28 protein-coding genes are annotated in these 25,604 nt (G+C 64.4%); 8 read left to right on the plus strand and 20 right to left on the minus strand.

Features of this window, described 5'->3' with window-relative positions; all coding sequences use genetic code 11:
* Window positions 1-62 precede the first annotated feature (62 nt).
* The 4 genes from ACZ2HM_RS15805 (at window position 63) to ACZ2HM_RS15820 (ending at window position 4,784) form a co-directional block, all read left to right on the plus strand.
* Window positions 63-2,417 (plus strand): TonB-dependent receptor, encoded by a 2,355-nt coding sequence (locus tag ACZ2HM_RS15805; RefSeq protein ID WP_470425674.1) that lies wholly within the window; start codon window positions 63-65, stop codon window positions 2,415-2,417.
* Window positions 2,418-2,511: 94 nt separating this feature from the next.
* Window positions 2,512-3,771, plus strand: a complete 1,260-nt coding sequence (locus ACZ2HM_RS15810; protein WP_470425675.1) for a spinster family MFS transporter — start codon at window positions 2,512-2,514, stop codon at window positions 3,769-3,771.
* A gap of 48 nt (window positions 3,772-3,819) precedes the next feature.
* Window positions 3,820-4,227, plus strand: a complete 408-nt coding sequence (locus ACZ2HM_RS15815; protein ID WP_470425676.1) for a SufE family protein — start codon at window positions 3,820-3,822, stop codon at window positions 4,225-4,227.
* 65 nt (window positions 4,228-4,292) lie between these two features.
* The gene (locus tag ACZ2HM_RS15820; RefSeq protein WP_037472129.1) at window positions 4,293-4,784 is read left to right on the plus strand and encodes a hypothetical protein; all 492 of its coding nucleotides are present in this window, start codon (window positions 4,293-4,295) and stop codon (window positions 4,782-4,784) included.
* On the opposite strand, the gene ACZ2HM_RS15825 is transcribed toward ACZ2HM_RS15820, so the two are convergent.
* From ACZ2HM_RS15825 to ACZ2HM_RS15845, 5 genes are all read right to left on the minus strand, one after another.
* Entirely contained in the window at window positions 4,753-5,289 is a 537-nt protein-coding gene (locus ACZ2HM_RS15825) for a sterol desaturase family protein (protein WP_470425677.1), read from the minus strand. The genes ACZ2HM_RS15820 and ACZ2HM_RS15825 overlap by 32 nt on opposite strands.
* Before the next feature lie 45 nt (window positions 5,290-5,334).
* The gene (locus tag ACZ2HM_RS15830) at window positions 5,335-6,591 is read right to left on the minus strand and encodes a mechanosensitive ion channel family protein (RefSeq protein WP_037472127.1); all 1,257 of its coding nucleotides are present in this window, start codon (window positions 6,589-6,591) and stop codon (window positions 5,335-5,337) included.
* Window positions 6,588-7,835, minus strand: a complete 1,248-nt coding sequence (gene metC / locus ACZ2HM_RS15835) for a cystathionine beta-lyase (RefSeq protein WP_443210054.1) — start codon at window positions 7,833-7,835, stop codon at window positions 6,588-6,590. Before metC ends, ACZ2HM_RS15830 begins: the two co-directional genes overlap by 4 nt.
* Window positions 7,790-8,635, minus strand: coding sequence for a 3-mercaptopyruvate sulfurtransferase (sseA, locus tag ACZ2HM_RS15840; RefSeq protein ID WP_037472121.1), 846 nt, complete (start codon window positions 8,633-8,635; stop codon window positions 7,790-7,792). Before sseA ends, metC begins: the two co-directional genes overlap by 46 nt.
* Window positions 8,636-8,704: 69 nt before the next feature.
* Window positions 8,705-9,892 (minus strand): hypothetical protein, encoded by a 1,188-nt coding sequence (locus tag ACZ2HM_RS15845; RefSeq protein ID WP_470425678.1) that lies wholly within the window; start codon window positions 9,890-9,892, stop codon window positions 8,705-8,707.
* Window positions 9,893-9,992: 100 nt separating this feature from the next.
* Between ACZ2HM_RS15845 and queF the strand changes: the two genes are divergently transcribed.
* Entirely contained in the window at window positions 9,993-10,454 is a 462-nt protein-coding gene (gene queF / locus ACZ2HM_RS15850) for a preQ(1) synthase (RefSeq protein WP_313922664.1), read from the plus strand.
* A gap of 7 nt (window positions 10,455-10,461) precedes the next feature.
* On the opposite strand, the gene ACZ2HM_RS15855 is transcribed toward queF, so the two are convergent.
* Together ACZ2HM_RS15855 and ACZ2HM_RS15860 are read right to left on the minus strand one after the other, a co-directional pair.
* Window positions 10,462-11,673, minus strand: coding sequence for a UbiH/UbiF/VisC/COQ6 family ubiquinone biosynthesis hydroxylase (locus ACZ2HM_RS15855; protein WP_470425679.1), 1,212 nt, complete (start codon window positions 11,671-11,673; stop codon window positions 10,462-10,464).
* An 84-nt stretch (window positions 11,674-11,757) separates the two neighbouring features.
* Window positions 11,758-12,849: a branched-chain amino acid aminotransferase gene (locus tag ACZ2HM_RS15860; protein WP_313922662.1), complete on the minus strand. Its 1,092-nt coding sequence runs from the start codon at window positions 12,847-12,849 to the stop codon at window positions 11,758-11,760.
* Window positions 12,850-12,987: 138 nt separating this feature from the next.
* Here ACZ2HM_RS15860 and ACZ2HM_RS15865 point away from each other — a divergent pair, with 138 nt between their 5' ends.
* Both ACZ2HM_RS15865 and ACZ2HM_RS15870 read left to right on the plus strand, forming a co-directional pair.
* The gene (locus tag ACZ2HM_RS15865) at window positions 12,988-14,007 is read left to right on the plus strand and encodes a threonine aldolase family protein (RefSeq protein ID WP_470425680.1); all 1,020 of its coding nucleotides are present in this window, start codon (window positions 12,988-12,990) and stop codon (window positions 14,005-14,007) included.
* A complete protein-coding gene (locus ACZ2HM_RS15870) occupies window positions 14,000-14,896 on the plus strand; it encodes a DMT family transporter (protein WP_470425681.1) in 897 nt (298 codons plus the stop codon). Before ACZ2HM_RS15865 ends, ACZ2HM_RS15870 begins: the two co-directional genes overlap by 8 nt.
* Here the strand turns inward: ACZ2HM_RS15870 and ACZ2HM_RS15875 are convergent.
* The 13 genes from ACZ2HM_RS15875 to ACZ2HM_RS15935 all read right to left on the minus strand — a co-directional run bounded on the left by ACZ2HM_RS15875 (window position 14,893) and on the right by ACZ2HM_RS15935 (window position 24,127).
* The gene (locus tag ACZ2HM_RS15875) at window positions 14,893-15,048 is read right to left on the minus strand and encodes a hypothetical protein (RefSeq protein ID WP_470425682.1); all 156 of its coding nucleotides are present in this window, start codon (window positions 15,046-15,048) and stop codon (window positions 14,893-14,895) included. The genes ACZ2HM_RS15870 and ACZ2HM_RS15875 overlap by 4 nt on opposite strands.
* Before the next feature lie 48 nt (window positions 15,049-15,096).
* On the minus strand, window positions 15,097-15,939 hold the full coding sequence (locus ACZ2HM_RS15880; RefSeq protein ID WP_470425683.1) for a Rossmann-fold NAD(P)-binding domain-containing protein: 843 nt from the start codon (window positions 15,937-15,939) through the stop codon (window positions 15,097-15,099).
* A 126-nt stretch (window positions 15,940-16,065) separates the two neighbouring features.
* Entirely contained in the window at window positions 16,066-16,425 is a 360-nt protein-coding gene (locus ACZ2HM_RS15885; protein WP_333974252.1) for a HesB/IscA family protein, read from the minus strand.
* The gene (locus tag ACZ2HM_RS15890) at window positions 16,425-16,889 is read right to left on the minus strand and encodes an SUF system Fe-S cluster assembly protein (protein ID WP_037478006.1); all 465 of its coding nucleotides are present in this window, start codon (window positions 16,887-16,889) and stop codon (window positions 16,425-16,427) included. The genes ACZ2HM_RS15885 and ACZ2HM_RS15890 overlap by 1 nt, the downstream gene beginning before the upstream one ends.
* Entirely contained in the window at window positions 16,889-18,079 is a 1,191-nt protein-coding gene (locus ACZ2HM_RS15895; protein WP_470425684.1) for a cysteine desulfurase, read from the minus strand. The genes ACZ2HM_RS15890 and ACZ2HM_RS15895 overlap by 1 nt, the downstream gene beginning before the upstream one ends.
* Before the next feature lie 142 nt (window positions 18,080-18,221).
* Window positions 18,222-18,974: a SufD family Fe-S cluster assembly protein gene (locus tag ACZ2HM_RS15900; RefSeq protein WP_470425685.1), complete on the minus strand. Its 753-nt coding sequence runs from the start codon at window positions 18,972-18,974 to the stop codon at window positions 18,222-18,224.
* 130 nt (window positions 18,975-19,104) lie between these two features.
* Window positions 19,105-19,851: a Fe-S cluster assembly ATPase SufC gene (sufC, locus tag ACZ2HM_RS15905; protein WP_096060951.1), complete on the minus strand. Its 747-nt coding sequence runs from the start codon at window positions 19,849-19,851 to the stop codon at window positions 19,105-19,107.
* Between the two features lie 172 nt (window positions 19,852-20,023).
* Entirely contained in the window at window positions 20,024-20,479 is a 456-nt protein-coding gene (locus ACZ2HM_RS15910; protein WP_037476824.1) for a hypothetical protein, read from the minus strand.
* A 3-nt stretch (window positions 20,480-20,482) separates the two neighbouring features.
* Window positions 20,483-20,737, minus strand: a complete 255-nt coding sequence (locus ACZ2HM_RS15915) for a hypothetical protein (protein WP_156106241.1) — start codon at window positions 20,735-20,737, stop codon at window positions 20,483-20,485.
* The gene (locus tag ACZ2HM_RS15920; protein WP_470425686.1) at window positions 20,730-21,230 is read right to left on the minus strand and encodes an endonuclease domain-containing protein; all 501 of its coding nucleotides are present in this window, start codon (window positions 21,228-21,230) and stop codon (window positions 20,730-20,732) included. Before ACZ2HM_RS15920 ends, ACZ2HM_RS15915 begins: the two co-directional genes overlap by 8 nt.
* Window positions 21,230-22,714, minus strand: coding sequence for a Fe-S cluster assembly protein SufB (gene sufB / locus ACZ2HM_RS15925; RefSeq protein ID WP_037476826.1), 1,485 nt, complete (start codon window positions 22,712-22,714; stop codon window positions 21,230-21,232). Before sufB ends, ACZ2HM_RS15920 begins: the two co-directional genes overlap by 1 nt.
* A complete protein-coding gene (locus tag ACZ2HM_RS15930) occupies window positions 22,711-23,121 on the minus strand; it encodes an RrF2 family transcriptional regulator (protein WP_043149212.1) in 411 nt (136 codons plus the stop codon). Before ACZ2HM_RS15930 ends, sufB begins: the two co-directional genes overlap by 4 nt.
* 82 nt (window positions 23,122-23,203) lie before the next feature.
* Entirely contained in the window at window positions 23,204-24,127 is a 924-nt protein-coding gene (locus tag ACZ2HM_RS15935; protein ID WP_470425687.1) for a helix-turn-helix domain-containing protein, read from the minus strand.
* Window positions 24,128-24,500: 373 nt separating this feature from the next.
* Between ACZ2HM_RS15935 and ACZ2HM_RS15940 the strand changes: the two genes are divergently transcribed.
* Window positions 24,501-25,553: a quinone-dependent dihydroorotate dehydrogenase gene (locus tag ACZ2HM_RS15940; protein ID WP_037476360.1), complete on the plus strand. Its 1,053-nt coding sequence runs from the start codon at window positions 24,501-24,503 to the stop codon at window positions 25,551-25,553.
* The last annotated feature ends 51 nt before the right edge of the window (window positions 25,554-25,604 follow it).

Consider the following 25,604-nt stretch of genomic DNA (forward strand, 5'->3'; position numbering starts at 1 on the left):
GAATCGGACAACGCAAAGTGATCCGGCAGACCGGGCACCGCATTTTCAGGAGAGGACCGACCATGAAGGCCCATTTCAGCATCCGCGCCATAGCCCTTGCCTCCGCCGCCTGGAGCGGCGCGCTGGCTTTGCCTGCCCTTGCGCAGGACGCCGCCGTCCCGTCCGTCGAGGAGGAGGGCGCGATCGTCGTCACCGCCCGTCGCCGCGAGGAAACGCTGGTCAGTGTGCCGATCGCGGTCAGTGCCTTTTCGGGCGAAGCGCTGGAACGGGGCGGGGCGATCGATATTACCGACCTTGCCAACATGACCCCCAACACCACGCTGGAAGCCTCGCGCGGCACCAATTCGACGCTGACCGCCTTCATTCGCGGCGTGGGCCAGCAAGACCCGGTGTCGGGCTTCGAACAGGGCGTGGGCATCTATCTCGACGATGTCTATCTCAACCGGCCGCAGGGCGCGATCCTCGACATTTACGATGTCGAGCGGATCGAGGTACTGCGCGGGCCGCAGGGCACGCTCTATGGGCGCAACACCATTGGTGGTGCGGTCAAATATGTGACGAAGATGCTGCCGCAGGAATTTTCGCTCAAGCTCAAGGGCACCTATGGCAGCTACGACCAGGCCGATGGTATCATCAGCGTGTCGGCACCGTTGAGCGACCTGATCCGTGTCGGCGGGGCCTTTGCCCGGCTGTCGCGCGGCGGCTTTGGCGACAATCTCACCACCGGCGATGAAAATTACAATAAAGATATCTGGGCGGGCCGCGCCACCTTTGAAATGGGTGGCTATGGCCAGCCCGTGCTGATGCGCATCACCGGCGATTATACCAAGGATAATAGCAGCGCGCGGGGTGGCCATCGACTGATCCCCGGCCAAGTGTCGGGCGCGCCGGTGCTGGACGACGTGTTCGACACGCGCGGCGGCTTGGTTGATCCCAAGCAATATGTGAAGTCCTATGGACTTTCCATGAACATCACGGCGGAACTGAGCGACGCGGTCACGCTGCGGTCGATCAGCGCCTGGCGCAAGGATGACAGCGCCTCGCCCATTGATTTCGATGCGCTGCCTGCGGTCGATGTCGACGTGCCCGCCTTCTACTTCAACGAGCAGCTGAGCCAGGAATTCCAGCTGCTCTACGATCAGGGGCCGCTGCACGGCATGGTCGGCTTCTATTATCTTGATGCCAAGGCCGACACCGCGTTCGACGTGCGCTTGTTCACGACGGTTGCGGGGCTGACCGCCTATACGCAGGCCGATGTGGACACCGAAACCTATGCCGTGTTCGGTGACTTTACCTTCGACATTACGGAACAGCTCAGCCTGTCGGCCGGTGGCCGCTACACCTGGGACAAGCGCCGGGCCGACATATTGCGGCAAAATTATCTGGGTGGCGGGTCGCCATTGTTCGGCGGCGCGGGCGTGGCGTTCGGTGCGCCCAGCACCAATTTCAACGGCGAGCGCGAATATAAGAAATTCACCCCGCGCGTCTCGATCAGCTACAAGCCGACGCCCGATCATAACATCTACGCCAGCTTCTCGCAGGGCTTCAAGGGCGGCGGCTTCGATCCGCGCGGCGTCGGCACCAATGCGCCTGACCTTAATGGCGACGGCATCCGGCAGGACGATGAAATCGCGTCTTTCCTGAGCTTCGCGCCCGAACAGGTCGATAGCTATGAAGTCGGCTATAAGGGCAATTTCCTCGACGGCGCGCTCTATGTCGCGGTCGCGGGCTTCTATGCCGATTATAAGGATGTGCAGATTCCGGGATCGGTTGCCTGCACCGTCAGCGTCGGCGGCGTCGCCACGCCCTCCTTCTGCGGCGTGGTGTCCAATGCGGGCAAGGCCCGGTTCAAGGGGCTGGAGTTTGAAAGCACCGCGCGGCTGGGCCGCGACCTGATGACGCCGGGCGATCGGCTGAACCTGGCGACCGCGGTCGGCTATATCGACGCGGAATATCGCGAATATATCACCAACATCGGCGGCGTGCCGACCGATGTGGCGGCCAATCGCGAAGTGCAGAATACGCCCAAATGGACCGCCAGCGGCACGATGAGCTATTCGACCCCGGTGGGCGCTGGCAGCCTCTATCTGGCCAGCAGCGTGTCGTGGCGCAGCAAGACCTATCAGTTCGAGATTCCCAACCCCTATATCGACCAGAAGGGTTTTGCGCTGTGGGACGCCAGCATCGTCTATACCGCGCCTGACGATCGCTGGACGCTGGGCCTGCATGGCAAGAATCTGATGGACAAGGAATATAAGACGTCAGGCTATACCTTCGTCGCGGCCAACGCAGTGACAGGCGCCATCATCAACAATGCCGCTGGTTTCCCCACCCCTTCGCTCGGCCGTGAAGGCACGCTGACCGCCTTTTATGGCAATCCCCGGCAGGTGTTTTTGACGGGGACGGTGAAGTTCTGATCTCCACCCGATCTCCGTTCGGTTCGCGCCTGTCGAGAACCCTTGCGCAACGGTTCTCGACAAGCTCGAACTGAACGGAGATGGGTAAAGCCCTATGACCGACCGATCCGCCCCCCCTGCTTCCCCCGCCTATCGCGGCGTCGTGCTGGCGATGCTGTTGCTGGTCTATACCTTCAACTTCCTCGACCGGCAGATCCTCGGCATCCTCGCCGGGCCGATCAAGGCGGAGCTGGGGCTAAGCGATACGCAATTGGGGGCGCTAGGCGGTATCGCCTTTGCGCTGCTCTATTCGACGCTGGCGATCCCGCTGGCGCTGCTGGCCGATCGCACCAGCCGCACCTGGGTCATCACCGTCAGTCTCGCGGTATGGAGCGGATTTACGGCGCTATGCGGGCTGGCGGGCAATTTCATGCAATTATTCCTGTGCCGCATCGGCGTGGGCGTGGGCGAAGCGGGCGGGGTCGCGCCATCCTATGCGGTGATCTCCGACTATTTCCCGGCGCATCAGCGGGCGCGGGCGCTGTCCATTTACTCGCTCGGCATTCCGCTGGGCTCGGCGGGCGGCGTGCTGCTCGGCGGCTATATCGCCCAGACCGTGGAGTGGCGCACAGCCTTCATCGTCGTCGGCCTGCTTGGCCTTTTGATCGCGCCTGTCTTTCGCCTGGTGGTGAGGGAACCCGTGCGGCCAGTGCAAGCCAGCGACGCTGCCCCGGTTTCGGCGGTGTTCGGCATATTGGCGGCCAAACGCAGCTTCTGGTTCCTCGCGGTGGGTGCGGCGTGCAGTTCGATGTGCGGCTATGGCGTCGCTTTCTGGTTGCCCAGCCTGCTGATGCGCAGCTTCGGCCTCGATCTGATGGGCGCGGGCCAGTTTCTGGGCGGGCTGCTGCTCATCGGCGGGGTCGCGGGCGTGCTGCTGGGCGGTTGGCTGGGTGACGCGATGGGTGGCAAGGACAAGGCCTATTATGCCTGGGTTCCCGCGATCAGCTATGTGGTTGGTATGCCGCTGTTCGTCATCGGGGTGCTCTCCGATAGCGTCGGCGTCGCTTTCGCGCTGTTCTTGGTGCCGCAGGCGTTGGTCTATGTCTGGCTCGGCCCGGTGCTGACCGCCGTGCAGCATCTGGTCCCCGCCCATATGCGCGCCAGTGCGGCGGCGAGTTTCCTGCTGATCAACAATCTGGTGGGGCTGGGGCTTGGAAGCTGGTTCGTCGGCGCTTTGTCCGACGCGCTGACCCCGGCTTATGGGATCGAGGCGCTGCGTTACGCCATCGTCGCGGCACTTGGCTTCTATCTGCTCGCCGGGCTGTTCATGGCGCTGGGCGGGCGGGCGCTGCGCAAGGATTGGGTGGCGGCCTGACCAAGAGGGGGGCTTACCTGCCGTCCTTTTCCCCCTATAGGGGCGGGCATGACTAAACTTGCCGATATCCAAGAAGAATATCAGTTTCTCGATGCGGATGACCGTTATCGCTTGCTGATCGACCTTGGCCGCACGCTTGAGCCGATGCCGGACGCGCTCAAGACCGATGCGACGCTGGTGCGCGGCTGTTCGGCCGCGGTCTGGGTCTATCCGACTGTGCTGGACGATGGACGGCTGCATTTCCTGGCGGACAGCAATGCCGCGATCACCAAGGGGATCATCGCTCTGGTGCTGCAAACGGTGCAGGACCAGCCGCCAGCCGCGATCGCCGCGGCGGATATCGAAGACGCGCTGGCCCCCTTTGATCTGCGCAATCAGCTCAGTTCCAACCGGACGCAGGGTATTCCCAACATGATTGCGCTTATCCGGCAAACGGCTGGTCGCTACACCGGCTGAACGCTGCAACCCGCATGGGGCGTTGACCATTGTCCTTCCGTAACCAGATGGAAGGACAAGAGCCTATGCGCATCCCATTGATGATGACGGCCATGGCATTGCTGGCCGCCTGCTCGCAGGAACCCGAAGAACCAAGCCAGCGCGAGCAGATCGGCCAGGCATGGAAATATGAAGGCGGGACCGGCGAGGCTGCGAAGGTCGCCTATATCGGCAGCGCCAATACGGTCGCGACCATGACGGCGCCCGACACTTTCGCCGTGTTGCTGGTGCAGCCGATGAGCAATGGCGAAAAGACCGTGACCGTGAAATTGGTCGGCGCGCCCTTTCAGTGCGACCTGTCGGCCTGCACGGTCAGCGCGACGGGCGATGATGGCAAGACGCATAGCTGGCAAGGACGGATGACCGATGCCAAGGACGGCATCGAAATCATGCCGTCGCAAAATGCCTATGACGTCATCGAGAAGGCCAAGACGATGAAGGTCGATCTGGTGGTCGGCCCGCAGAACAACACCGCGCCTTTCTCGTTCAACGTGGCGGGGCTTGACCTGCCGGGGTGACCGGATCGGCAGCGGAAGGCGCGCGCACGCCCGCCCGGCTGCGGCGGGCGAGTTCGCGTTTCAGCTCCTCCGGGCGGGGGGCGACGAGAAAGCCGAAGCTGACCGTGCCTTCCTTGGTTTCGACCACATGATGCAGGCGGTGGGCCTGGACAATCCGCTTCATATAGGGTGAGCGCGCGACATAGCGGTTTTTGACACGCTGATGCACGATGATGTCGTGGAAGCCGAGATAGATGGCACCATAGGCGGCGATCCCGGCGCCCATAGCCGTCGCCCAGCCGCCCCAGCCCCATTGCACGCCGCCCAGCAGCAGCAGGATGGAAGGCAGAGCAAAGATCACGAAATAGAGGTCATTGGCTTCCCATCGGCCAAGGCGCGGGCGATGGTGGCTGGCATGCAGGAACCAGCCGGGGCCGTGCATGATCCAGCGGTGCATGACATAGGCGAAGCCCTCCATAGCGACAACGGTGGCGAGGAAGATCAGCAGGAGCAGGACGAGGTTCATGGAGTTGATATAGGCGCGCGCGACGATGGAAGCGACCCCGCAAAGTTACGGCTTTTGGGGTAGTTCGGCGGCACCATGGATGACCCGCTGCGGATAGGGAATGGTGATGCCATTGTCGCGGAAGAGTTGCCAGACGCGGCCCAACACGTCGGACTTCACATTGCCGACGCCGCCCTCCGGGTCGCTGATCCACACCAATATGTCATGTTCGACGCGGCTTTCGCCAAAGCCGGTCAGCCAGACATTGGGCTTGGGATTGCGCAGCACGCGCGGGCTTTCTGCTGCGGCTTGCAGCATCAGCGCCTGGGCGAGCTTGAGGTCGCTGTCATAGCCGATGCCGACGGGAATGCGGACGCGGACATTGCGGTCGGAATAGGACCAGTTCTCCACCTCCTGCGTCATCAGATTCTCGTTCGGGATCAGATGTTCCTTGCCGTCGCGGGTGATGACGCTGACGGCGCGCACGCCGATCTTGTTCACCCAGCCGAAACTCTCCCCCACGACGATGACATCGCCCGGCTTGATCGATCGGTCCATCAGCAGGATGATGCCCGCGATAAGATTGCCGAACGTCTTTTGCAGACCAAAGCCGACCGCGAGGCCCAGCGCGCCGGAAAAGACGGCAAAGGCGGTGAGGTCGATGCCGAGCATGTCGACGCCAATGAAGAAGGCGGCGATGATGATGGCGATGGCGGCGAGTTTCTGCGCCAGCAGCTTCTGGGTGGGGTCGAAGCCATCCGCCTGGCTAATCGATCGGCCGATCAGCTTGTTGGCTAGGCGGACGAGCGCGAACAGCGCGACGCAAGTGGCGGCGATCGACAGCAGGCTGAGCAGCGTGACCCGGCGTTTGCCAAGGCTGATCCCGACCGTGTCGAGCGTTGCGCCGACGGGCGCGAGACCGCCATTGGTGCCGGAGACGATCGTCAGGAACAGCAAGAGCGCCAGCGGCAGCGTGGCCCAGCGCGGGATGGAGAGGGTGCGTAGCGCATAGCCAGCCAGCAAAGCGACCGAGAGGCCAAGGCCGATGCCGAGCACCAGATGGCCGACCGAATCGGCGGGCCAGAAGGCGGTGGCGACTCCGATCAACAGCGCTGAGAAAGCGTAGCGCAAGATCGCCCGCAGCCGGGTGGCGAAGGATTCGCCCAAGGCTTCCATGGGGCCGCGCAGCCGCGGTTCGACTCGGCGCGAGAGGCCCGCTGCGGCGAGATGCAGCAGGAGCGCGACGCCCAGCGCGATCAGCGGATGGATCAAGCCACCGCTATCGGGCACGCGGTTGAGCAGCCAGGCGATGCTGAGCGTCATCGCGCCGCCCGGTAGCGGGCAAGCCCTGCGTCGAGATCGGCGATCAGATCGTCGGGGTCTTCCAGGCCGATGTGCAGGCGCACCATTGGCCCTTCTGCTTCCCAGCGGGTTGCGGTGCGGTGGCGGGCGGGATCGACGGGAAGGGCAAGGCTTTCGAAGCCGCCCCAGCTATAGCCGATGCCGAAATGGGCGAGGCCGTCGATCAGGGCGGCGCGGGCGGCTTCATCGCCACCGTCGAGGATGAAACTGAACAGCCCGGTCGAGCCGGAGAAGTCGCGCTGCCATAGCGCATGGCCGGGGCAGTCGGGCAAAGCGGGGTGCAGCACGCGCGCGATACCGGGCTGGTCGTTGAGCCAATGGGCGACGGCGAGCGCACCATCCTGATGTTGGCGCAATCGCACGCCCAGCGTGCGGAGGCCGCGCGCGGCGAGCCAGGCGTCATCGGGGCTGGTCATCTGGCCGAACAGATAGGCGGTCTGGCGGACCTTGCCGAACCATTGGGCATTCGCCGTGACGCTGCCCATCATCACGTCGCTATGGCCGACGATATATTTGGTGCAGGCCAGGATCGTGATGTCCACGCCATGAGACAGCGCCGGGAAAAAGAGCGGCGTCGCCCAAGTATTGTCGAGCAGGGTGACGATGCCCCGTTCCCGCGCGATGGCGGTGATGGCGGGTATGTCCTGCACTTCGAATGTCAGGCTGCCGGGGCTTTCGAGGAAGATGGCGCGCACCTTTTCATCGGCAAGACGGACAGCGACCCGGACAGCATCGCACGGATCATAATAGATCGTTTCGATACCGTAACTATTGAGCATGTGATCGCAGAAGCTGCGCGTCGGATCATAGGTGCTGTCGGGCATGAGCAGTCGGTCGCCGGGTTTCAGCACCGCCATCAGTGCGCAGGCGATCGCGGCGACGCCCGACGGGAAGAGCATCGTGCCCTCCGCGCCCGGTTCCATTTCGGTCAGCGCGTCGGCAAGCGACCAGGCGGTCGGCGTGCCCTTGCGCCCGTAGAAGAGCCGCTCATGCGTGCTGCTGCCTGCGGCCTTTCGCAGATGGGCAACATCATCATAGAGGATGGTCGAGGCGCGCCAGACAGGCGGGCTGACGATGCCGCCGGGCTGGCCAGGCATGCCGGTCCATTCGGGCTTGCGCCCGGCCTGCACCAGCTTCGTCAATGGCTTGCGGTCGTCGCTCATGCCGGGCCGGTCGCCTTGGGCGTGGCGGGATCGAAGCCCCATTCGGACCAGCTGCCATCATAAAGGGTCACGTCGTCCTTGCCGAGCGACTCCAGTCCGGCGAGCAGGATGGCGGCGGTGACGCCACTGCCGCAACTGGTGATGACCGGACGGTCGAAATCGACTCCGGCATCGGCGTAAAGAGCGCGCAATTCGTCGCCTGACTTCATGCTGTTGTCGGGATTGAACAGAGACGGCGAGGGCAGGTTGCGCGATCCGGGGATATGGCCCGATGCCATGCCGGGGCGGGGTTCGGCTTCGGCACCGGTGAAGCGGCCAGCGCCGCGCGCGTCGAGTATTTGCTCCGCGCCGGTGGCGAGATTGGCGATCAGCTCCGCCTTGGTCCGTACCTGTCCGGCCGCGCGGCGGGCGATGGCGGTGCCGGGGGGTGGCGTGACGATGCCCGCTTCCGTCCGGCGACCTTCCGCCACCCATTTGGGCAGGCCACCATCGAGAATCGCGACTGACGCGCCTAGGCCATAGAGGCGCATCATCCACCAGCCACGTGCCGCACTGTGCAGCGGGCTATTGTCATAGACGATGATCCGGCTGTCGGGGTTGATCCCCAGCACCTGGCAGCGCTGCGTCATCAATGCGTCGGGGGGTAACATGCCCGGCGTCGCGTCATCAGGGTCGTTGAGCGTCGCCAGGTCCATAAACACGGCACCGGGGATGTGCGCGGCCGCATATTCGGCGAGCGGATCGCGCGGGGTACCGGGCAGGAACAGGCTGGCGTCGAGGATGCAGAGGTCCGGCGCGCCCAGATGCGTGGCGAGCCAGTCGGTGGATACGAAAATGGTCATGCGGTCCCCTATGGCCTGCGTCTTGCCGCCCCTTCTAGGCCCAGGGGCGGGGGCTGGAAAGGGCCACGCTTAGCGCGGTGGCAGTTCGGCGGCGGCGCGGGCGGCGGGGCGGCGATATTGACGCGGCCCCTGGTCGAAGCGCAGCGGCGCGAGGCGCTCGGCGGGCGGCTCCTGCTCCTGCCCGACGATGAAGGCGCGGGCGGTGCGGCCCTTGTCGTCCGCCGCGTCATTGACTTGATAGGTCACGTCGAAGGCCGCGATCGGGATCAGCAGGCTGCGATCGCCCATGGGCACTGGCACGATCTGGTCGGGTGCAAGGCGCAGTTCGCCGTCCAGCCGCAGCGTTTCGCCCGGTGCCAGCGCCACGGCGGCATGGAGCGGCAAGCCGGTTTCGCCGATGAAGAAGCCGTCGAGCAGCGCCTGCTGGTTCGCGCCGCCATTGCCGATGATGCCACGCACCAGCACATCCTGCGCCGGGCGCACCCCCCGATTGTGCAGCAACAGCCCATAGGCGATGGTGACGCCCATCAGCGAATAGCGCGCCTGCGTCACGATAAGCTGCATGTCGATCCAGGCCCTGTCGGTGTCGACAGGGGCAGGCGGCGGCGGGGGTGGTGCGAAAGGCGCGGGGGGCGGTGCCGGCGTCGGCGGAGGGGCGGCGAGGGGCTGATCGACGGGTTCTGCTTCGACCGTCTCGGCTTCGACGGGCGAGCGACGGCGGCGCAACAACAGTGCGACGGCGATGGCTGCGAGGGCAAGCAGGCCAGCGATGATCCAGCCCCAAGGCGTCGTATCGGCGCTGGCCGTTGGCGCGGGCGTTGCCGCTGGGGGCGGTGTGACGGTGACGGCGGGGGCGGTCTCATTGACCACAGGCTGGGGCAGGGGCGCTTCTGGCGTCGGCGCGCTGTCATTGGCCGGTTCCGGTTCCGGCTCGGCGCGTGGGGCGGGTGTTGGCGCAGGGCGGGTTTCGGTTGGTCGAGTAGGCTGCCGCGTGGCTGGCTGTGCTGGATTGGGGACCGGCACGGCAACGGGCGGCGGCGTCACGGTCGGCGCGACGATGGGGGGCTGTGCGACCGGGGTGTCGGGCGCGCGGAAAACATCCAGTTCCGGCCCCTGTCGACGGGTATCGACGGGCGGCGCTGTTCGCGACGGCGGCAGGCTGAAACCGCCCGGTGCAGGCTCGTCAGCCTGCTGGGCATGGACGGGCGCGGCCAGCAAAAGCGGCGCGGCGAGCATAAGTGAACGAACAGACCCCATAAGGTGGCCAAGGCACAAGCCGCGCTGAATGGCAAGTGAACAACGTCGCCTGCCCCGTTGGACCGATGACAGCGGGCGGGCAATCGCGTAAGGGGCGCGCATGACCGACCTTAGCCAAACCCCGCTCCATCTGGGCCAGACCAGCGCGCTTCCCGCCACCCCGGAAGCCGCCATCCTCGATTATGTGCCCAATCCGCGTCCGGGCAAACCCTATCTGGTGCGCTTTACCGCGCCCGAATTCACCTCGCTCTGCCCGGTGACTGGCCAGCCCGACTTCGCCCATCTGGTGATCGACTATGCGCCCGCCGCGACGATCGTTGAATCCAAGTCGCTCAAACTATTCCTGGGGGCGTTCCGCAACCATGCGGCCTTCCATGAGGATTGCACGGTGGGGATTGGCGAGCGGCTGTTCGCCGAAATGAACCCCATTTGGCTACGAATCGGCGGCTATTGGTATCCGCGCGGCGGCATCCCGATCGACGTGTTCTGGCAATCGGGCGAACCGCCTGCGGGGCTGTGGCTGCCCGCGCAGGATGTCCCCGGCTATCGCGGCCGGGGCTGAGCGCCGATCAGACCAACTCGCCGGTCAGTAGCCGGGGCAGCGCCCCGGACTGGCCGCGCGCTTCTGCCATGAAGCGCCCCTTGAGCAACGATGTGCGCTGCACCGCTGCAAGGCCCGCGCGCCGCGCCAGCTTGGGCAAGCGACCGGGAATGTCGAACAGGCGCACCAGGCCGTCCATCGCGACGCTGGTCATGATCGCGTCCAGCCCGCGCCAGCGCTGATAGCGCGCGAGCAATTGCGCATCGCCCGGATCAAGGCCGAGGCGCATGCCGTCGACCAACACTTCGACCAAAGCGGCGACGTCTCGCAGGCCAAGGTTCAGCCCCTGGCCCGCTATCGGGTGGATCGCATGGGCGCTGTCGCCGACCAGCGCCAGCCGCGTGTCGGTGATGCGGGCGGCATGATGGAAGCCCAGCGGATAGGAGGAGCGGGGGCCAGCCATGCGGATTTCGCCCAGGAAACCGCCGATGCGCTTCTGCGCTTCGGCAAGCCAGGCGCGTTCGGACAGTTTGAGCATGGCGGGCGCTTGTTCGCTCGGCACGGTCCACACGATTGCGGAGCGGGTGCCCGGCAGCATCGGCAGCAGCGCGAAGGGGCCGCCGACATAGAAAATCTCATAAGCGGTGTTGCCGTGCGGCACGTCATGGTCGATCGCGCTGACCATGGCGGTGTGGCTATATTGCCAGCGGGTGGTGCGAATGCCAGCCGCCTCGCGGGTCGGGCTGTTGCGCCCCTCCGCCGCGACCAGCAGCGCGCTGCGGATCGTCGCGCCGCTGGCCAGCGTCAGCACGACGCCATCCTCGTTGCGATCGACATGGGTCGCGCGGTCGGGCTGGTAACGGGTGAGGTTGGTCGCTCGCTGGGCGGTCTGTTCCAGCGCGACGCGCAGGTCGCGATTGGGGAACATGGTGCCCATCACGCCGTCATCGTCGGCGTCCGGCACGAAATCGAGCGCGCCGGGTTCTAGCCCGTCACTGACCCAGATGCGGTCGATCGGGCAGCCCTTGCCATCGAGGAAGGGCATGACCCCGATCGCCGAGAGCATGGCGCAACTGGTCGAGGAGATGGCCGAGACGCGGCCGTCGAAACCGCTGGCGGTGGTATCCACCGGATCGGCGGGATCGACGATGGCGGTGCGTACGCCATGGCCGGAAAGAGCTATGCCAAGGGTCAGGCCGACAAGGCCACCGCCCAATATCACGACGTCGAAGCGTTCCATGGCCCCTGTCTAGGCGGTCGGGACCGACTTGAAAAGCGATGGCTGGCCCGCTCGCCCAAAAGGGCAGGGGCCAGCCTGATCACCTCAGACGATATGCACCCAACCGGCCGGATCAGCGACGGTCCCGCGCTGAATACCGGTCAGTTCGCCGCGTAGGCTTTCGGTGACGAGGCCGCCATCGCCATTGCCGATGGTGAAGTCGCCATCCTTGCTCCTGACTGTGCCGATCGCGGTGACCACCGCCGCTGTGCCGCAGGCAAAGGCTTCGCGCAGGGTGCCGCTGGCGGCATCGGCGCGCCATTGGGCGAAGCTGTAGGGTTCTTCGCGCACATCATGGCCCTTGGCGCGGGCAAGCGTGATGATGCTGTTGCGGGTGATGCCGGGCAGGATCGTGCCGGTCAGTGGCGGGGTGACGATCGAGCCATCCTCCATCACGAAGAAGACGTTCATGCCGCCCAATTCCTCGACCCACTTATTTTCGGCGGCATCCAGGAAAACGACCTGATCGCAGCCCTGCTCGGTCGCTTCCTTCTGCGCGACTAGGCTGGCGGCATAGTTGCCGCCGCATTTGGCCGCACCCGTGCCGCCGCGCGCGGCGCGGGTATAATGTTCGGACACCCACAGGGTCACGGCCTTCTTGCCGCCCTTGAAATAGGCCCCGGCCGGCGAAGCGATGACGCAGAAAATATATTCCTTCGACGGGCGCACGCCGAGGAAGGCCTCGCTCGCGAACAGGAAGGGGCGCAGATAAAGGCTGCCTTCGCCGCTCGGAATCCAGTCCGCGTCGATCTTCACCAGCTCCGCGACTGCTTCGAGGAACAGGTCTTCGGGGATTTCGGGCATCGCCAACCGCTCGGCCGATTGCGCGAAGCGGCGGGCATTTTCCTCCGGCCGGAACATGGCGATACTACCGTCGGCAAGGCGGTAGGCCTTCATGCCTTCGAAGATTTCCTGGGCATAATGCAGCACGGCGCAGGCCGGGTCGATCTGGAACGGTTCGCGCGGACCGACGCTGTGGCTGTGCCAGCCCTCGCCCTCGGTATAGCGGATCGTCACCATATGGTCGGTGAAGAGGCGGCCGAAACCGGGATCCTCCAGCAGGGTGGCGCGCTCGTTCGCCGCCACAGTCTTGCTGCTGCGGGTAACGGTGAAACGCGAACTATGCTGGCCGTCCATAATCTGTCTCCTTGGGTTGGACGGGCTGCCTATGTCACAAAGCGGGGCGGGAAACAACGTCACCTATGCTGACCCATCGGGCCGCTTGGCTCAAGCTGGCCTCTTGGCGCTGGGCCATAGCCTCGCTAACGCTGGCCCATGCATTTTTTCTCCGACAACGCCACCCCGCTTTGCCCGCCCGTCATAGCTGCGATCGCCGCCGCCGACCGGGAGGACCATGGCTATGATGGCGACCAGTGGAGCGCGCGGCTCGACGCGGCCTTTGGCGATCTGTTCGAAACGCCGGTCAGCGCGTTGTGGGTGGCGACCGGTACGGCGGCGAACAGCATCGCGCTGGCCTGTCTGTGCCCGCCCTATGGCGGCATCCTCTGCCATGACGAGGCGCATATCGTCGTCGACGAATGTGGTGCGCCGGGGTTCTTTACCCATGGCGCGAGCCTGATGCCGCTGCCGGGCGAGGGCGCGAAATTGACGCCGGACGTGGTGGCGGCGCGGTTGGCGGCGATTCGCCCGGATGTGCATCAGGTGCCCGCGCGCGCGATCAGCATCACCAATGCCACCGAATATGGTCGCGTCTATACCCCCGACGAGGTGGCGGCGCTGGGGTCCATTGCGCGCGCGCATGGGTTGGGCTTTCACATGGATGGGGCGCGGTTCGCCAATGCGGTGGCTTTCCTGGGCTGCGCGCCCGCCGACGTCACCTGGCGCGCTGGCGTCGATGCGCTGAGTTTCGGCTGCGTCAAAAATGGCGGGATGGTGGGCGAAGCGCTGCTCTTCTTTGGGGCGGAGCGAGAGCGCCGGGCCGCAGAAGCGATGCGCTGGCGCAAGCGGTCGGGCCACTTATTTTCCAAGGGCCGCTACCTCGCCGCGCAGATATTGGCGATGGTAGAGGATGGGCTGTGGCTGGCCAATGCCAGCGCCGCCAATGCGGCCGCGCAGGCGCTGGCCGGGGCGGCGACGGGGCGGTTGCTGCATCCGGTCGAGGCGAACGAATTGTTCCTGCGCCTTTCCGCACCGGAAGCCGCCAGCCTGCGCGCGCAGGGGTTCGATTTCTATGATTGGGGTGCGGGCGCGGCGCGGATCGTGACGAACTGGTCGCAGGACGCGGACAGTGTTGCGCCGCTCGCGGATGCGCTGCGCAGGCTCGACCATGGCTGACGACGATCGGGGCGGCATCGTCCTGCCCTTCATCCTCGTCACGCTGATCTGGAGTTCGACCTGGATCGTCATCCGCGATCAACTGGGCAGCGTGCCCGCCAGCTGGTCGGTCTGCTATCGCTTCGCGCTGGCCGGGGTCGCGATGATGGCCTTTGCCCGGATGCGCGGCGTGTCGCTGCGGATTGGTGGGGCGGGGATGCTGTTTGCGGCCCTGCTGGGGACGGCGCAGTTCGTGCTGAACTTCAACTTTGTCTATCGCGCCGAAGAACATCTGACATCCGGCGTCGTCGCGGTTTTCTACGCGATGCTGCTGATCCCCAATTCGATTCTGGCGTGGATCGTGTTTCGTCAGCCGGTCAGCCGCACCTTCATCGCCGGGTCGGCGGTGGCCATGACCGGGATCGCGATGATGTTGGTGCATGAATATCGCGCCGCCAGCGTCGATCCGGACAAGGTTCTTTTGGGCATCGGCTTTTCGGTCATCGGACTGTTCAGCGCTTCGGCCGCCAATGTGATGCAGGGCATGGATATCGCACGGCGGCTGCCGATGGTGGCGATGCTGGCCTGGGCGATGCTGATCGGGGCGGGGATCAACGCGCTGTTCGCCTGGGTGACGGCCGGGCCGCCGGTGGTCGAACTGCGCCTGACCTACTTGCTGGGTATAGGCTGGCTGGCTTTGGCGGGATCGGTGGTCACCTTCCCGCTCTATTTCCGGCTGATCCAGCGATTGGGGGCAGGGCGGGCGGCCTATACGGCGGTGCTGATCCCGGTGATCGCGATGCTGATTTCGACGCTGGTGGAGGGCTATCGCTGGACGGCCTTGGCCGCCTGTGGCGCGATGTTGGCGGTCGTCGGCATGGTAATCGCGTTGCGCGCCAAAAAGGCCTAGCGGCGCAGGCCAGGCTGATACTGTTGCTTGGCGGCGTTGACGCGCTCGATCAGGCTGGACAGCGGCGGCTGGATGTTCGCAATCGGCGTGGGCGCGGACAGGCGGGTCATGCGATGGCTGAGCGCGGTGAAGGCGGTTTCGATACTGTCCATGGGGGCGTCCTGCTCTGTTGCGGCAAGGCCCTCTTCGCGTCGATATGGTTAAGAAGGGGTAAGCATAATCCGTCCTTGCGGCGAACCGAGTTCCGCCTTCAGACATGCCGCCAGCCCCTGTGCATAAGTGGGATAGCGCAGTTGCCATCCCAGTACCCGCTTGGCGCGACCATTGGCGACGCGGCGATTTTCGGCATAAAAGCCCCGCGCCATGGGCGATAATCGCGCCTGATCCATTGTCAGCAGCGGCGGATGGGACACGGCCAGCACATCGCAGGCGGCCTCGATCACCCGATTTTGGGCGCAGGGCAGGTCATCCGACAGATTATAGATTCCGGGTGGGCCGTCGAAGGAGGCGATAATGCCCGCCACAATGTCATCGACATGGACCCGGCTGAAAACCTGCTCCGGCAGGTCGATGCGATGCGCGCGCCCCTCCCGCACCCGGTCCAGCGCCGATCGGCCTGGACCATAGATGCCCGGCAGGCGAAAGCGCCGCATATCGGGGCGCAGTGCCCCCCAATCATTATCGGCATCGGCGCGGGCGGTGCGGCGGCCTGCGCCGATCGGACTGGTTTCGTCCACCCATGCGCCGCCGGTGTCGCCATAGACCCCGGTCGAGGAGAGATAGCCGATCCAGCAGGCGGGCGCGGCGGCGATGGCGGGGCCGTAGCGAGCGAGGACGGGATCGGCGTCGCCTTCGGGCGGGACCGAGGAGAGGATATGCGTGGCGCTGGCGATGGCGGCGCGGATGGCGGGTTCGTCATCGAAGGCGAGCGTGTCGGCCGCGGCACTGCGGCGGGTGCCGGTGACATGCCAACCTTCGGTTCGCAGCCGGGTGGCAAGGCGAGACGCGGTATAGCCCAGCCCGAAGATCAGCATATGAGGCAAAAACCATATCTCCGTTCGTTTCGAGCCCTTCGACTGCCTGCCAAGGCAGGCGTTCAGAACCGGCCAAGGTCGAGAAATGCCGCACCCATGTTTCTCGACTTCGCTCGAAACGAACGGCTGTAGAGATTAAACCGTGAAGCTCTCACCGCAGCCGCAGCTGCCTTTGGCATTGGGGTTGGCGAAGGTGAAACCGGCGGTGAAATCATCCTCCACCCAGTCCATAGTCGAACCGATCAGATAGAGGACCGACCCGCCATCAATATAGAAGACGCCGCCCGGCGTTTCGATCTTTTCGTCGAACTTGGCTTCCTCAGTCACATAATCGACCGAATAGGCAAGGCCCGAACAGCCACGCTTGGGGGTCGAGAGCTTGACGCCGATCGTGCCTTCGGGCGCCTGCGCCATCAGGTCAGCGATACGCTGCTCGGCGCTCTTCGTCAGGATGACGGCGGCCGGGCGGGCGCGGGTCTTGGTCTCGACGGTCATTACAGCATTCCCAGTTCGAGCTTGGCTTCGTCGCTCATCTTCTGCGGATCCCAGGGCGGATCCCAGATAAGGTTGACCTGCGCGTCGCCGACGCCAGGTACGGCACCGACGCGCAGTTCGACTTCGCCGGGCATGGATTCGGCGACCGGACAATGCGGCGTGGTCAGCGTCATGGTGACGACGACATGCGCCTCGTCGGTGACATCTACGCCGTAGATCAGGCCAAGATCATAGATATTGACCGGGATTTCGGGGTCGTAAATCTCCTTGAGCGCATCGACCACCGCGTCATAGAGATTGCCCCCTGGCTCACCCGCAGCGATCGGCGTCGGTTTGGCGGCGAGGAAGCCGTCGAGATAGTCGCGCTGGCGTTCGCCGGACGCGGGCGGGTTATCGACGCGCACCTTGGGTGGCGCTTCGACCGTTTCGACTTCTTCCACCATGATCTTGCGCTCTTCGCTCATCATCCAAAAATCTTTCTTACCCGCTCCAGGCCGCGCACCAGCGCGTCCACGTCGCTTTCGTCACTGTAAATGCCAAAGCTCGCCCGCGCGGTCGCTTCGACGCCCAGATGCCGCATCAGGGGCTGGGCGCAATGATGCCCGGCCCGGATCGCAACGCCGGTTTCGTCCAATATGGTGCCGACATCATGCGGATGCACCCCCTCGACCGCGAAGGAGAGGATGCCGGCCGAGTCTTCGGGGCCGAAGACGCGGATGCTGTTGAGATTTTCCAGGGCCGCGCGGGCCTTGGCCACCAGCGCACATTCATGCGCGTGGATCGCGTCCAGCCCGATCGCCTCGACATAGTCGATTGCCGCCGACAGGCCGACGACGCCGGTGATGTGCGGCGTGCCCGCCTCGAAGCGGGTAGGGGCGGGGGCGTAGGTCGTTTTCTCGAAAGTCACCTTGTCGATCATCGAGCCGCCGCCCTGATAGGGGGGCATGGAGTCGAGCAGTTCCCCGCGACCCCACAGCACGCCGATACCGGTCGGGCCATAGAGTTTGTGCGCAGAAAAGACGTAGAAATCGCAATCGAGCGCCTGCACATCCACGGCGATGCGAGGGACTGCCTGGCAGCCGTCGATCAGGATCTTGGCCCCCACCATATGGGCGATGTCGGCAGCGCGGCGGCAATCCAGCACGCTGCCCAGCACATTCGACACATGGGACAGCGCGACCATCCGGTGACGCGGGGTGATCATCGCGCGCATCGTGTCGAGATCGATCTGGCCATCGGCGGTCAGGGGAAGGACGTCGATCTGCGCGCCGACTTTCTCCGCCACCATCTGCCACGGCACGATATTGCTATGATGTTCGAGGGTGGAGAGCAGAATGCGGTCGCCTGCTTTCAGCTGTTCGCCTGCCCAGCATTGGGCGACGAGATTGATCCCCTCGGTCGCGCCGCGAACATAGACTATCTCGCTGTCCGAGGCTGCGCCGATGAAGCGGGCGACCTTGTGGCGCGCGGCTTCATAGGCGAGCGTCATATTGGCCGAGCGCTCGTAGACGCCGCGATGGACGGTCGCATAGTCCGGGCCATAGGCTTGGGCGATGGCGTCGATGACGGCCTGCGGCTTCTGCGCGGTGGCGGCGCTGTCGAGATAGTGCCAGTCGAGGACGCCGGGGAAGTCGTGGCGGAGGGAGAGGCTCATGCCAGTTCCTCCCCGGCACGGGGAGGGGGACCGCCGCAGGCGGTGGAGGGGGCTATCGGTGCGGCGCAGCGTTGGGGGATGGCCCCCTCCGTCTGGCCTGCGGCCAGCCACCTCCCCGTACCGGGGAGGATTTGCTCGTTGATCATACCAGCGACTCCAGCTTGGCGATCGCGGCCGTTTCGAAATGTTCGCGCAGGGCTTCGTCGGGCATGCCGTCGAACACGCCTGCGACGAAGGAGCGCAGCAGCAGCGTCTTGGCGGTTGCCGGGTCCATGCCGCGCGAGGCCATGTAGAAGAGCGCGGCCTTGTCCAATTCGCCCACGGTCGCGCCGTGGGCGCATTTGACGTCGTCGGCGTAGATTTCCAATTCGGGCTTCGCATTGGCGGTCGCGGTACGATCGAGCAGCATGGCCTTCACGGACTGGAAGGCGTCGGTGCGCTGGGCGTCGCGGGCGACGTTGATGCTGCCGAGATAACTGCCGGTGGCGCGGCCGCCCAGGACCGACCGGACGGTCTGGCCACTGGTCGCGTCGGGCTGCGCATGGGTGACCGAGGTGATGATCTCCAGCGTCTGGTCAACACCGCCGATGATCGCGCCATGCAGCCCGAAATGCGCGCGCGCGCCCAACGTGACGGCAAAGGTCACGCGGCCGAGCTTGCCACCGATGTTGAGCAGGTGGAAATCGCAGCGCGCATCGTCGGCGACGTTGATGACATAGTCATGCACCGCTGCACTGCCATCGGCGGCATCCTGCAGCAGATGGTGGTTGGCGGTGTCGCCTGTGGCCACATCGATGCGGGCCGGTGCGGGCAAGGGCCACAGCGAAGCGACAGCCTCCAGATCGCTATAGCGCCAGTCTTCCTGGCGGCGAGTGGGCAGAACAACGGATGCCATCATATAGCTCCGTCATCCCGGACCTGATCCGGGTTCCATGCGCGCACGCGTCGCGCGATCATGCTGGGTAGAGCCAATAGATCCCGGATCAAGTCCGGGATGACGGCAGGAAAAGAGGCAAGGCTGTGCGTCATGCGGCAACCACTTCAGCATAGCCTTCGCGTTCCAGTTCCAGCGCCAATTCGGGACCGCCCGATTTGACGATGCGGCCATCGGCCAGCACATGCACAAAGTCGGGCTTCACATAGTCGAGCAGCCGCTGATAATGGGTGATGAGCAGCACGGCCTTGTCGGGCTTGCGCATGATCGCGTTGATGCCGGCGCCGACGATCTTGAGCGCGTCGATGTCGAGGCCGGAGTCGGTCTCGTCCAGGATCGCGAGCTTGGGATCGAGTATGCCCATCTGCACCATTTCGGCGCGCTTCTTTTCGCCGCCCGAAAAGCCGACATTTACCGGCCGCTTGAGCATGTCCATGTCGAGGCCGAGCAGCGCGGCCTTTTCCTTGGCGAGGCGGATGAATTCGCCGCCGTTCAGTTCCTTCTCGCCGCGCGCGCGCTTCTGGCTGTTGAGGCTTTCGCGCAGGAATTGCAGGTTGGAGACGCCGGGGATCTCGACCGGATATTGAAAGCCCAGGAAAAGCCCGGCCGCGGCGCGCTCGTGCGGCTCCAATGTGAACAAGTTCACACCGTCGTAGAGCGCCTCGCCGCCGGTCACGTCATAGCCTGGCCGTCCGCCCAGCGTATAGGCCAGCGTCGACTTGCCCGCGCCGTTCGGCCCCATGATCGCGTGGATTTCGCCCGCGTTGATGGTGAGCGACAGACCTTTCAGGATCGTCTTGCCGTCGATGGTGTTGGTCAGGTTGTCGATATTAAGCATGGATCATTCCCGGCGGTGCAATATTTGAAATCCTCCCCTGTAAGGGGAGGGGGACCATCGCATCGCGATGGTGGAGGGGTGTCACCCTATCGATGGCGGGACACCCCTCCGTCAGGGCTGCGCCCTGCCACCTCCCCTGCCAGGGGAGGATGAAGGATGCTCCGCACATCTCTTAGCCTTCGTGCGCGCGCTGGAGGGTGCGGGCGGTCCAGAAGGCCATGTCGCGCACGTCGCCCGGCGCGGGGAAGAGCGTGTCGATGTAGCGCTTGACCGGCATATAGGGCCACCAGTCGGCCTCGCCCTCTGGCGGCCCCTTTTCCAGCAGCGCGACGACGAATTCGCTGACCGGCCCCATGCGAGCGAGGTTGGGCGCCTTCGCCTTGTGGAAAGCCTTGTCCTTGCGCAGCTTCTCCGTCATCGCCGCGTCCGCCTTTTGCAGGGCATCGCGGCTGGCGGCCTCGAACGCGTCGAGATCGCCGAAATCAGCGCGGGCGCGGGGCTCCAACTCGCCTTCTTCCAGCTCATAATCCTCGGTCAGGATACGGATCGCGGCGGTCCATGACTGGCCATTACCGACATCCTCCGCGAAATCCGCGAGGGCATCCTGAATATCGTCTTCGTCGCTCAATTTTCAGTCCTTTAGATCAAGCAGAAACGAGATCGCGCTCTGCGCGTCTCGGTCGATAAAACCTTCGCCTGGAGGATCATGCGGTGTCCCATCCGACGAAAAATAGTCCAGCGCCCGATCTGCTTCTCCAGCAACACGGACACTATGGGGCATCAGACCGTCGAACCAAAAGACCGACACTTTTGTCCAATCACCCGTTTCGGGTTCGAGGCCAGTCGTTTGAGTCAAAGCGACCAGCTTCAAGACCGACTCACTCATGACTCACTCCTTCAAGCCCCTCCCCTTCAGGGGAGGGGTTGGGGTGGGGCGTTCGCCGATCGGGGAGGCTTTCGAGGCAATCGAGCAGCGCTCGTCCCACACCTTCCAGATTGCGCATCACGTCATCATTCGTGACCCGAAAGACATGATAGCCATGCACTTCCAATTGATCGGTACGCCGCGCGTCAGCCGTCTGATCGCCATGCGTGTGCCCGTCAATTTCCACCACCAGCGCTTTACGAGGGCACAGAAAATCAGCGATGGCGTTGCCGATCACGGCCTGTCGACGGAATTTATAACCTCCAAGCTGCGAACGCGCGAGAATACTCCACAGCCGCTTTTCCGGCTCGGTTGGTTTGCGGCGATTGGCGCGGGCATATGTCGCCATCGAATCGAGCTGCCCGGCTGAGACGCCCCACCCCCGGCCCCTCCCCTGAAGGGGAGGGGAGTCGATCTGGATCGCCCAGTCGTTAAGATCGGTCTGCTTGCCCACTAGCCGACTGACCCCTCAAGCGAAATACCTAGCAATTTCTGCGCTTCCACCGCGAACTCCATCGGCAATTGCTGCAGAACCTCCCGCGCAAAACCATTCACGATCAGGCTGACCGCGCTCTCCGCGTCCAGGCCGCGTTGCATGGCGTAGAACAACTGGTCGTCGCTGATCTTGCTGGTCGTCGCTTCATGTTCGATCTGGGCGCTGGGGTTGCGGACCTCGATATAGGGGACGGTATGTGCGCCGCACTGGTCACCCAGCAGCAGGCTGTCGCATTGGGTGAAGTTGCGCACGCCCTCCGCGCCCGGTGCAACCCGCACAAGCCCGCGATAGGTGTTGTTCGATCGGCCCGCGCTGATCCCCTTCGACACGATGGTCGAGCGGGTGTTCTTCCCGTTGTGGATCATCTTGGTGCCGGTGTCGGCCTGCTGTCTGTTGTTCGTGAGCGCGACCGAGTAGAATTCGCCGACGCTGTTGTCGCCGTTCAGGACGCAGGACGGGTATTTCCAGGTGATCGCCGACCCGGTTTCCACCTGAGTCCAGCTGACCTTGCTGTTCTTGCCCTGGCACAAGGCGCGCTTGGTGACGAAATTATAGATGCCGCCCTTCCCGTCCGCGTCGCCGGGATACCAGTTCTGGACGGTCGAATATTTGATTTCGGCATCGTCCAGCGCGACCAGTTCAACAACGGCAGCGTGCAACTGATTTTCGTCGCGCATCGGCGCGGTGCAGCCTTCCAGATAGGAGACATAGCTGCCTTCGTCGGCCACGATCAGCGTGCGTTCGAACTGGCCGGTATTTTCCGCGTTGATGCGGAAATAGGTGGACAGCTCCATCGGGCAGCGGACGCCCTTCGGGATATATACGAAGGTGCCGTCAGAAAAGACGGCGCAGTTGAGCGTCGCGAAATAATTGTCGTGCATCGGCACGATCTTGCCCATCCACTTCTTCACCAGATCGGGATATTCGCGCACCGCCTCGCTGATCGAGCGGAAGATGACGCCGGCCTCCTCCAGCTCCTTGCGAAAAGTGGTGGCGACGGACACCGAATCGAACACGGCATCGACCGCGACGCGGCGCGAGCCCTTCACTCCGGCCAGCACTTCCTGCTCGGCAATGGGGATGCCCAATTTCTTGTAGGTGGCCAGGATTTCGGGATCGACCTCATCAAGCGAATCCAGCTCTACCTTTTTCTTCGGTTCGGCATAATAATAGGCGTCCTGATAGTCGATCGGGGGGACGTTGAGCTTCGCCCAGTCGGGCGGCGTCATCGTCTTCCACATCGCGAACGCCTTCAGTCGCCAGTCGAGCAGCCATTGCGGCTCCTTCTTCTTGGCGGAGATGAAGCGAACCGTGTCCTCGTTCAGCCCCTTGGGCGCGAAATCCTGTTCGATGGCGGACGACCAGCCATGTTCGTAGGTCGAGGCGCGATCGGCCGCGTCCTGCGCTTCCTGGTTACGGACAGTCGTGATTTGCTCGGTCATGCCATTTCTCGTGTAAGGCTGGCGATGGTCACGCCAGCCAGGGCAGCGCGGATCGCTTCATTGGCGACGTTCATATGCGGGCGAATGCGGCAATCCTGCTCCAGCGTGCAGTCATGCGTGCCCGTGTCGGCGCAGGCGGTCATGGCGATCGGCCCTTCGACCGCTTCCACCACATCGGCGAGCGTGATGGTGGCGGGCGGACGCGACAGGCGGACGCCGCCGCCGGTGCCGCGGCTCGATTCGAGCAGGCCCGCCGATGACAGGCGCCCCACCAGCTTTTGCGCGGTGGGGAGCGGGATGCCGGTTTCGGCGGCCAGGGTGGTCGCGTTCATCTTGGCCGCCCCGCAATGGCGCGCAGCGGCGGACATCAGCACGACCGCATAATCAGCGAAGCTTGATAATCTCATGCCAGTTGCGAACCATTCTTAAATCGGATCAATATCGTCCGATTGGCATTTGGTCCTCTCAGGCTTCGGAATCAAGGGCTAATTAGGATAGGCGGTTGAGCATCGCCACGTCGCTGCCCAGCGAACGGCGCAGCAGGGTGAGCTGGGCGACGGCGGAGGGCTCGTTCTGCAACTGGTGCGGGGTCAGGCCGATGAAGTGCTTGATTTCGCGGATACAATGGGACTGGTCGTAGAAGCCCGCCTCCTCGCATAATTGCTGCCAGCTTTCGCCATCCAGGGCGATTCGCGCGGAACAGCGCAGCGCGCGATATTTGCGCGCCAGCAGCTTGGGCGGCGCACCATAATATTTGTTGGTGAGGCGCGCGAGCTGGCGGGGAGAGAGTTCGGTGGCTTCGGCCAGCGCCTCGATTCGCGGCGATCCTTCGCCCATCAACCAGCCATCGACCGCATCGAGTAAGGCCCAGGTGGTGCCGCGCAGCGGTTTGACCAGGCGGCCAAGCGCGGCCCAGCACCGCGCCGCGATCTCGTCGGCCTCCGTCTCGTCGATCGCCCGCAATTCCGCGAGCAGATCGGCATGGTGCGCACCGCCGACCGCCGCCAGATCGCACAAGCGGTCGGCCAACAGACTGGCGTCGCCGCCATGGAGCGATTGCCACCCGGCGGGCAGGAGGGAGATGCCGACGACCCGGCTGGGCCGGTTTAATTCGAAGCGGGTCGCACCCATGGTTGGGCCGAGCAGACAGACTTCGGGCGTCGGCATCACGACGTCGTCCTGAAAATGATAGTTGCCGCCGCCCGACAGCATGAAACGCAGCTGTGGCACGTCAGCACGGGTGGCGTCGCCATAATGATCGGCGTCCACGGTGAACAGATAAAGCGAACCGAAATAGGCACGCAATTGTTCAGGCGGCGCGAAATAGCGCAGCCGCACCGGTCCCTGCGCGGCGGCCACTGTATAGGACAGCGGACCCCCTTCGTCCGGCAGGGCGACTGCGCCCCCGGCCATTCCGAATTTGTGCAACCCCATTTTTTTCACCCCAAGGGGTTTACTATGCGCCAACTGCACCCGCGCGCAAGTAACATGGTGAAAGAACTGTTACTTTTCTGCCTCGCTACTGCACTGCACATAAAAATGACCCGGCGATTTTCATCGCCGGGTCAGGAAAAGGTCTCATCGGCTGGAAGCCGTCGAGCCTTCGGGTCGCAGGGGTGCTTTACGCCGGAATCGCCGTAATATTATTGGATGAATCAGACATTCCACTGCCCTAAACCGTCTCATTCATGACGTTTCCTGTCATGATATGTCACTAACAGGCGGTTGTGGCGCTTTGGCCACAGCGACTCGACGTGTCGGCGCGACGCTGGCATAGGCACGTCCCATGTCCTATCGTCTGATCCGCCCGCTGCTGTTTGCGCTCGATGCCGAGCGTGCCCATCATCTCTCCCTTGCTGCGCTGCGGATGATGCCGACACGCGCGCCGCTGGCACCCGATCCGATGCTGGCGACCATGGTGGCGGGCATCCGCTTTCCCAATCCGGTCGGATTGGCGGCGGGTTATGACAAGGATGGGCGGATCGCGCACAAGATGCACGGCCTGGGCTTTGGCTTTGCCGAACTGGGAACGCTGACGCCGCTGGCCCAGCCGGGCAATCCGCAGCCGCGCCTGTTCCGGCTGGTCGAGGACAAGGCGGTGATCAACCGGTTCGGTTTCAACAATGGCGGGCAGGGGGCGGCGGCGGATCGTATCGCGCGCTATCGCCGGCCGGTCGGCGACGGCCCCGTGATCGGCATTAATATCGGCGCGAACAAGGATGCGGCCGCCGCCGGGCGGGGCATTGCCGACTATGTCACGGGCGTCACCTGCATGGCGCCGCTCGCCGATTATCTGACGGTCAACATCTCGTCCCCCAATACGCCGGGCCTGCGCGCGCTGCAGGATCGCAGCGCGCTCGACGCCTTGCTGAGTGCCGTAATGGCCGCGCGCGCGCAGGGAGGCCCGCCCATTTTCCTGAAGGTCGCGCCCGACCTGGAACCGGCCGATGTCGAGGATATCGCCGCGGCCTGTATCGACCATCGGGTCGATGCGCTGATCGTGTCCAACACCACCATCACCCGGCCCGCGCTGCGATCGGCCCATGCCGGCGAAGCGGGCGGGCTGTCGGGTGCGCCGCTGACCGACCTGTCGCTGGCGCGGCTGCGCGATTTCCGTCGCTTGCTGGGCGATCGGTTGCCGCTGATCGGGGTGGGGGGCATCGCGACCGGCGCGCAGGCCTATGCCCGCATCCGGGCGGGGGCGTCACTGATCCAGCTTTACAGCGCGCTGGTCTATGAAGGGCCGTATCTGGCGCGGCGGATCAACCGGGAATTGAAGGCGTTGATGGCGCGTGACGGCGTGGCGACGATCGCTGATCTGGTGGGTATCGACGGCTGATCCGTCCAAGGGGCTGGAAAGGGTTGCGATCGGCAACTCCCGCTATAGGGT

It is taken from the genome of Sphingobium sp. KKT206 (assembly GCF_055640555.1).

What these genes read in the sequence shown, in the direction of transcription:
- ACZ2HM_RS15805 (WP_470425674.1), top strand. Translation starts at nt 63, where the DNA reads ATGAAGGCCCATTTCAGCATCCGCGCCATAGCCCTTGCCTCCGCCGCC.
- ACZ2HM_RS15810 (WP_470425675.1), top strand. Translation starts at nt 2,512, where the DNA reads ATGACCGACCGATCCGCCCCCCCTGCTTCCCCCGCCTATCGCGGCGTC.
- ACZ2HM_RS15815 (WP_470425676.1), top strand. Translation starts at nt 3,820, where the DNA reads ATGACTAAACTTGCCGATATCCAAGAAGAATATCAGTTTCTCGATGCG.
- ACZ2HM_RS15820 (WP_037472129.1), top strand. Translation starts at nt 4,293, where the DNA reads ATGCGCATCCCATTGATGATGACGGCCATGGCATTGCTGGCCGCCTGC.
- ACZ2HM_RS15825 (WP_470425677.1), bottom strand. Translation starts at nt 5,289, where the DNA reads ATGAACCTCGTCCTGCTCCTGCTGATCTTCCTCGCCACCGTTGTCGCT.
- ACZ2HM_RS15830 (WP_037472127.1), bottom strand. Translation starts at nt 6,591, where the DNA reads ATGACGCTCAGCATCGCCTGGCTGCTCAACCGCGTGCCCGATAGCGGT.
- metC (WP_443210054.1), bottom strand. Translation starts at nt 7,835, where the DNA reads ATGGGGCTTCGATCCCGCCACGCCCAAGGCGACCGGCCCGGCATGAGC.
- sseA (WP_037472121.1), bottom strand. Translation starts at nt 8,635, where the DNA reads ATGACCATTTTCGTATCCACCGACTGGCTCGCCACGCATCTGGGCGCG.
- ACZ2HM_RS15845 (WP_470425678.1), bottom strand. Translation starts at nt 9,892, where the DNA reads ATGGGGTCTGTTCGTTCACTTATGCTCGCCGCGCCGCTTTTGCTGGCC.
- queF (WP_313922664.1), top strand. Translation starts at nt 9,993, where the DNA reads ATGACCGACCTTAGCCAAACCCCGCTCCATCTGGGCCAGACCAGCGCG.
- ACZ2HM_RS15855 (WP_470425679.1), bottom strand. Translation starts at nt 11,673, where the DNA reads ATGGAACGCTTCGACGTCGTGATATTGGGCGGTGGCCTTGTCGGCCTG.
- ACZ2HM_RS15860 (WP_313922662.1), bottom strand. Translation starts at nt 12,849, where the DNA reads ATGGACGGCCAGCATAGTTCGCGTTTCACCGTTACCCGCAGCAGCAAG.
- ACZ2HM_RS15865 (WP_470425680.1), top strand. Translation starts at nt 12,988, where the DNA reads ATGCATTTTTTCTCCGACAACGCCACCCCGCTTTGCCCGCCCGTCATA.
- ACZ2HM_RS15870 (WP_470425681.1), top strand. Translation starts at nt 14,000, where the DNA reads ATGGCTGACGACGATCGGGGCGGCATCGTCCTGCCCTTCATCCTCGTC.
- ACZ2HM_RS15875 (WP_470425682.1), bottom strand. Translation starts at nt 15,048, where the DNA reads ATGGACAGTATCGAAACCGCCTTCACCGCGCTCAGCCATCGCATGACC.
- ACZ2HM_RS15885 (WP_333974252.1), bottom strand. Translation starts at nt 16,425, where the DNA reads ATGACCGTCGAGACCAAGACCCGCGCCCGCCCGGCCGCCGTCATCCTG.
- ACZ2HM_RS15890 (WP_037478006.1), bottom strand. Translation starts at nt 16,889, where the DNA reads ATGAGCGAAGAGCGCAAGATCATGGTGGAAGAAGTCGAAACGGTCGAA.
- ACZ2HM_RS15895 (WP_470425684.1), bottom strand. Translation starts at nt 18,079, where the DNA reads ATGAGCCTCTCCCTCCGCCACGACTTCCCCGGCGTCCTCGACTGGCAC.
- ACZ2HM_RS15900 (WP_470425685.1), bottom strand. Translation starts at nt 18,974, where the DNA reads ATGGCATCCGTTGTTCTGCCCACTCGCCGCCAGGAAGACTGGCGCTAT.
- sufC (WP_096060951.1), bottom strand. Translation starts at nt 19,851, where the DNA reads ATGCTTAATATCGACAACCTGACCAACACCATCGACGGCAAGACGATC.
- ACZ2HM_RS15915 (WP_156106241.1), bottom strand. Translation starts at nt 20,737, where the DNA reads ATGAGTGAGTCGGTCTTGAAGCTGGTCGCTTTGACTCAAACGACTGGC.
- sufB (WP_037476826.1), bottom strand. Translation starts at nt 22,714, where the DNA reads ATGACCGAGCAAATCACGACTGTCCGTAACCAGGAAGCGCAGGACGCG.
- ACZ2HM_RS15930 (WP_043149212.1), bottom strand. Translation starts at nt 23,121, where the DNA reads ATGAGATTATCAAGCTTCGCTGATTATGCGGTCGTGCTGATGTCCGCC.
- ACZ2HM_RS15935 (WP_470425687.1), bottom strand. Translation starts at nt 24,127, where the DNA reads ATGGCCGGGGGCGCAGTCGCCCTGCCGGACGAAGGGGGTCCGCTGTCC.
- ACZ2HM_RS15940 (WP_037476360.1), top strand. Translation starts at nt 24,501, where the DNA reads ATGTCCTATCGTCTGATCCGCCCGCTGCTGTTTGCGCTCGATGCCGAG.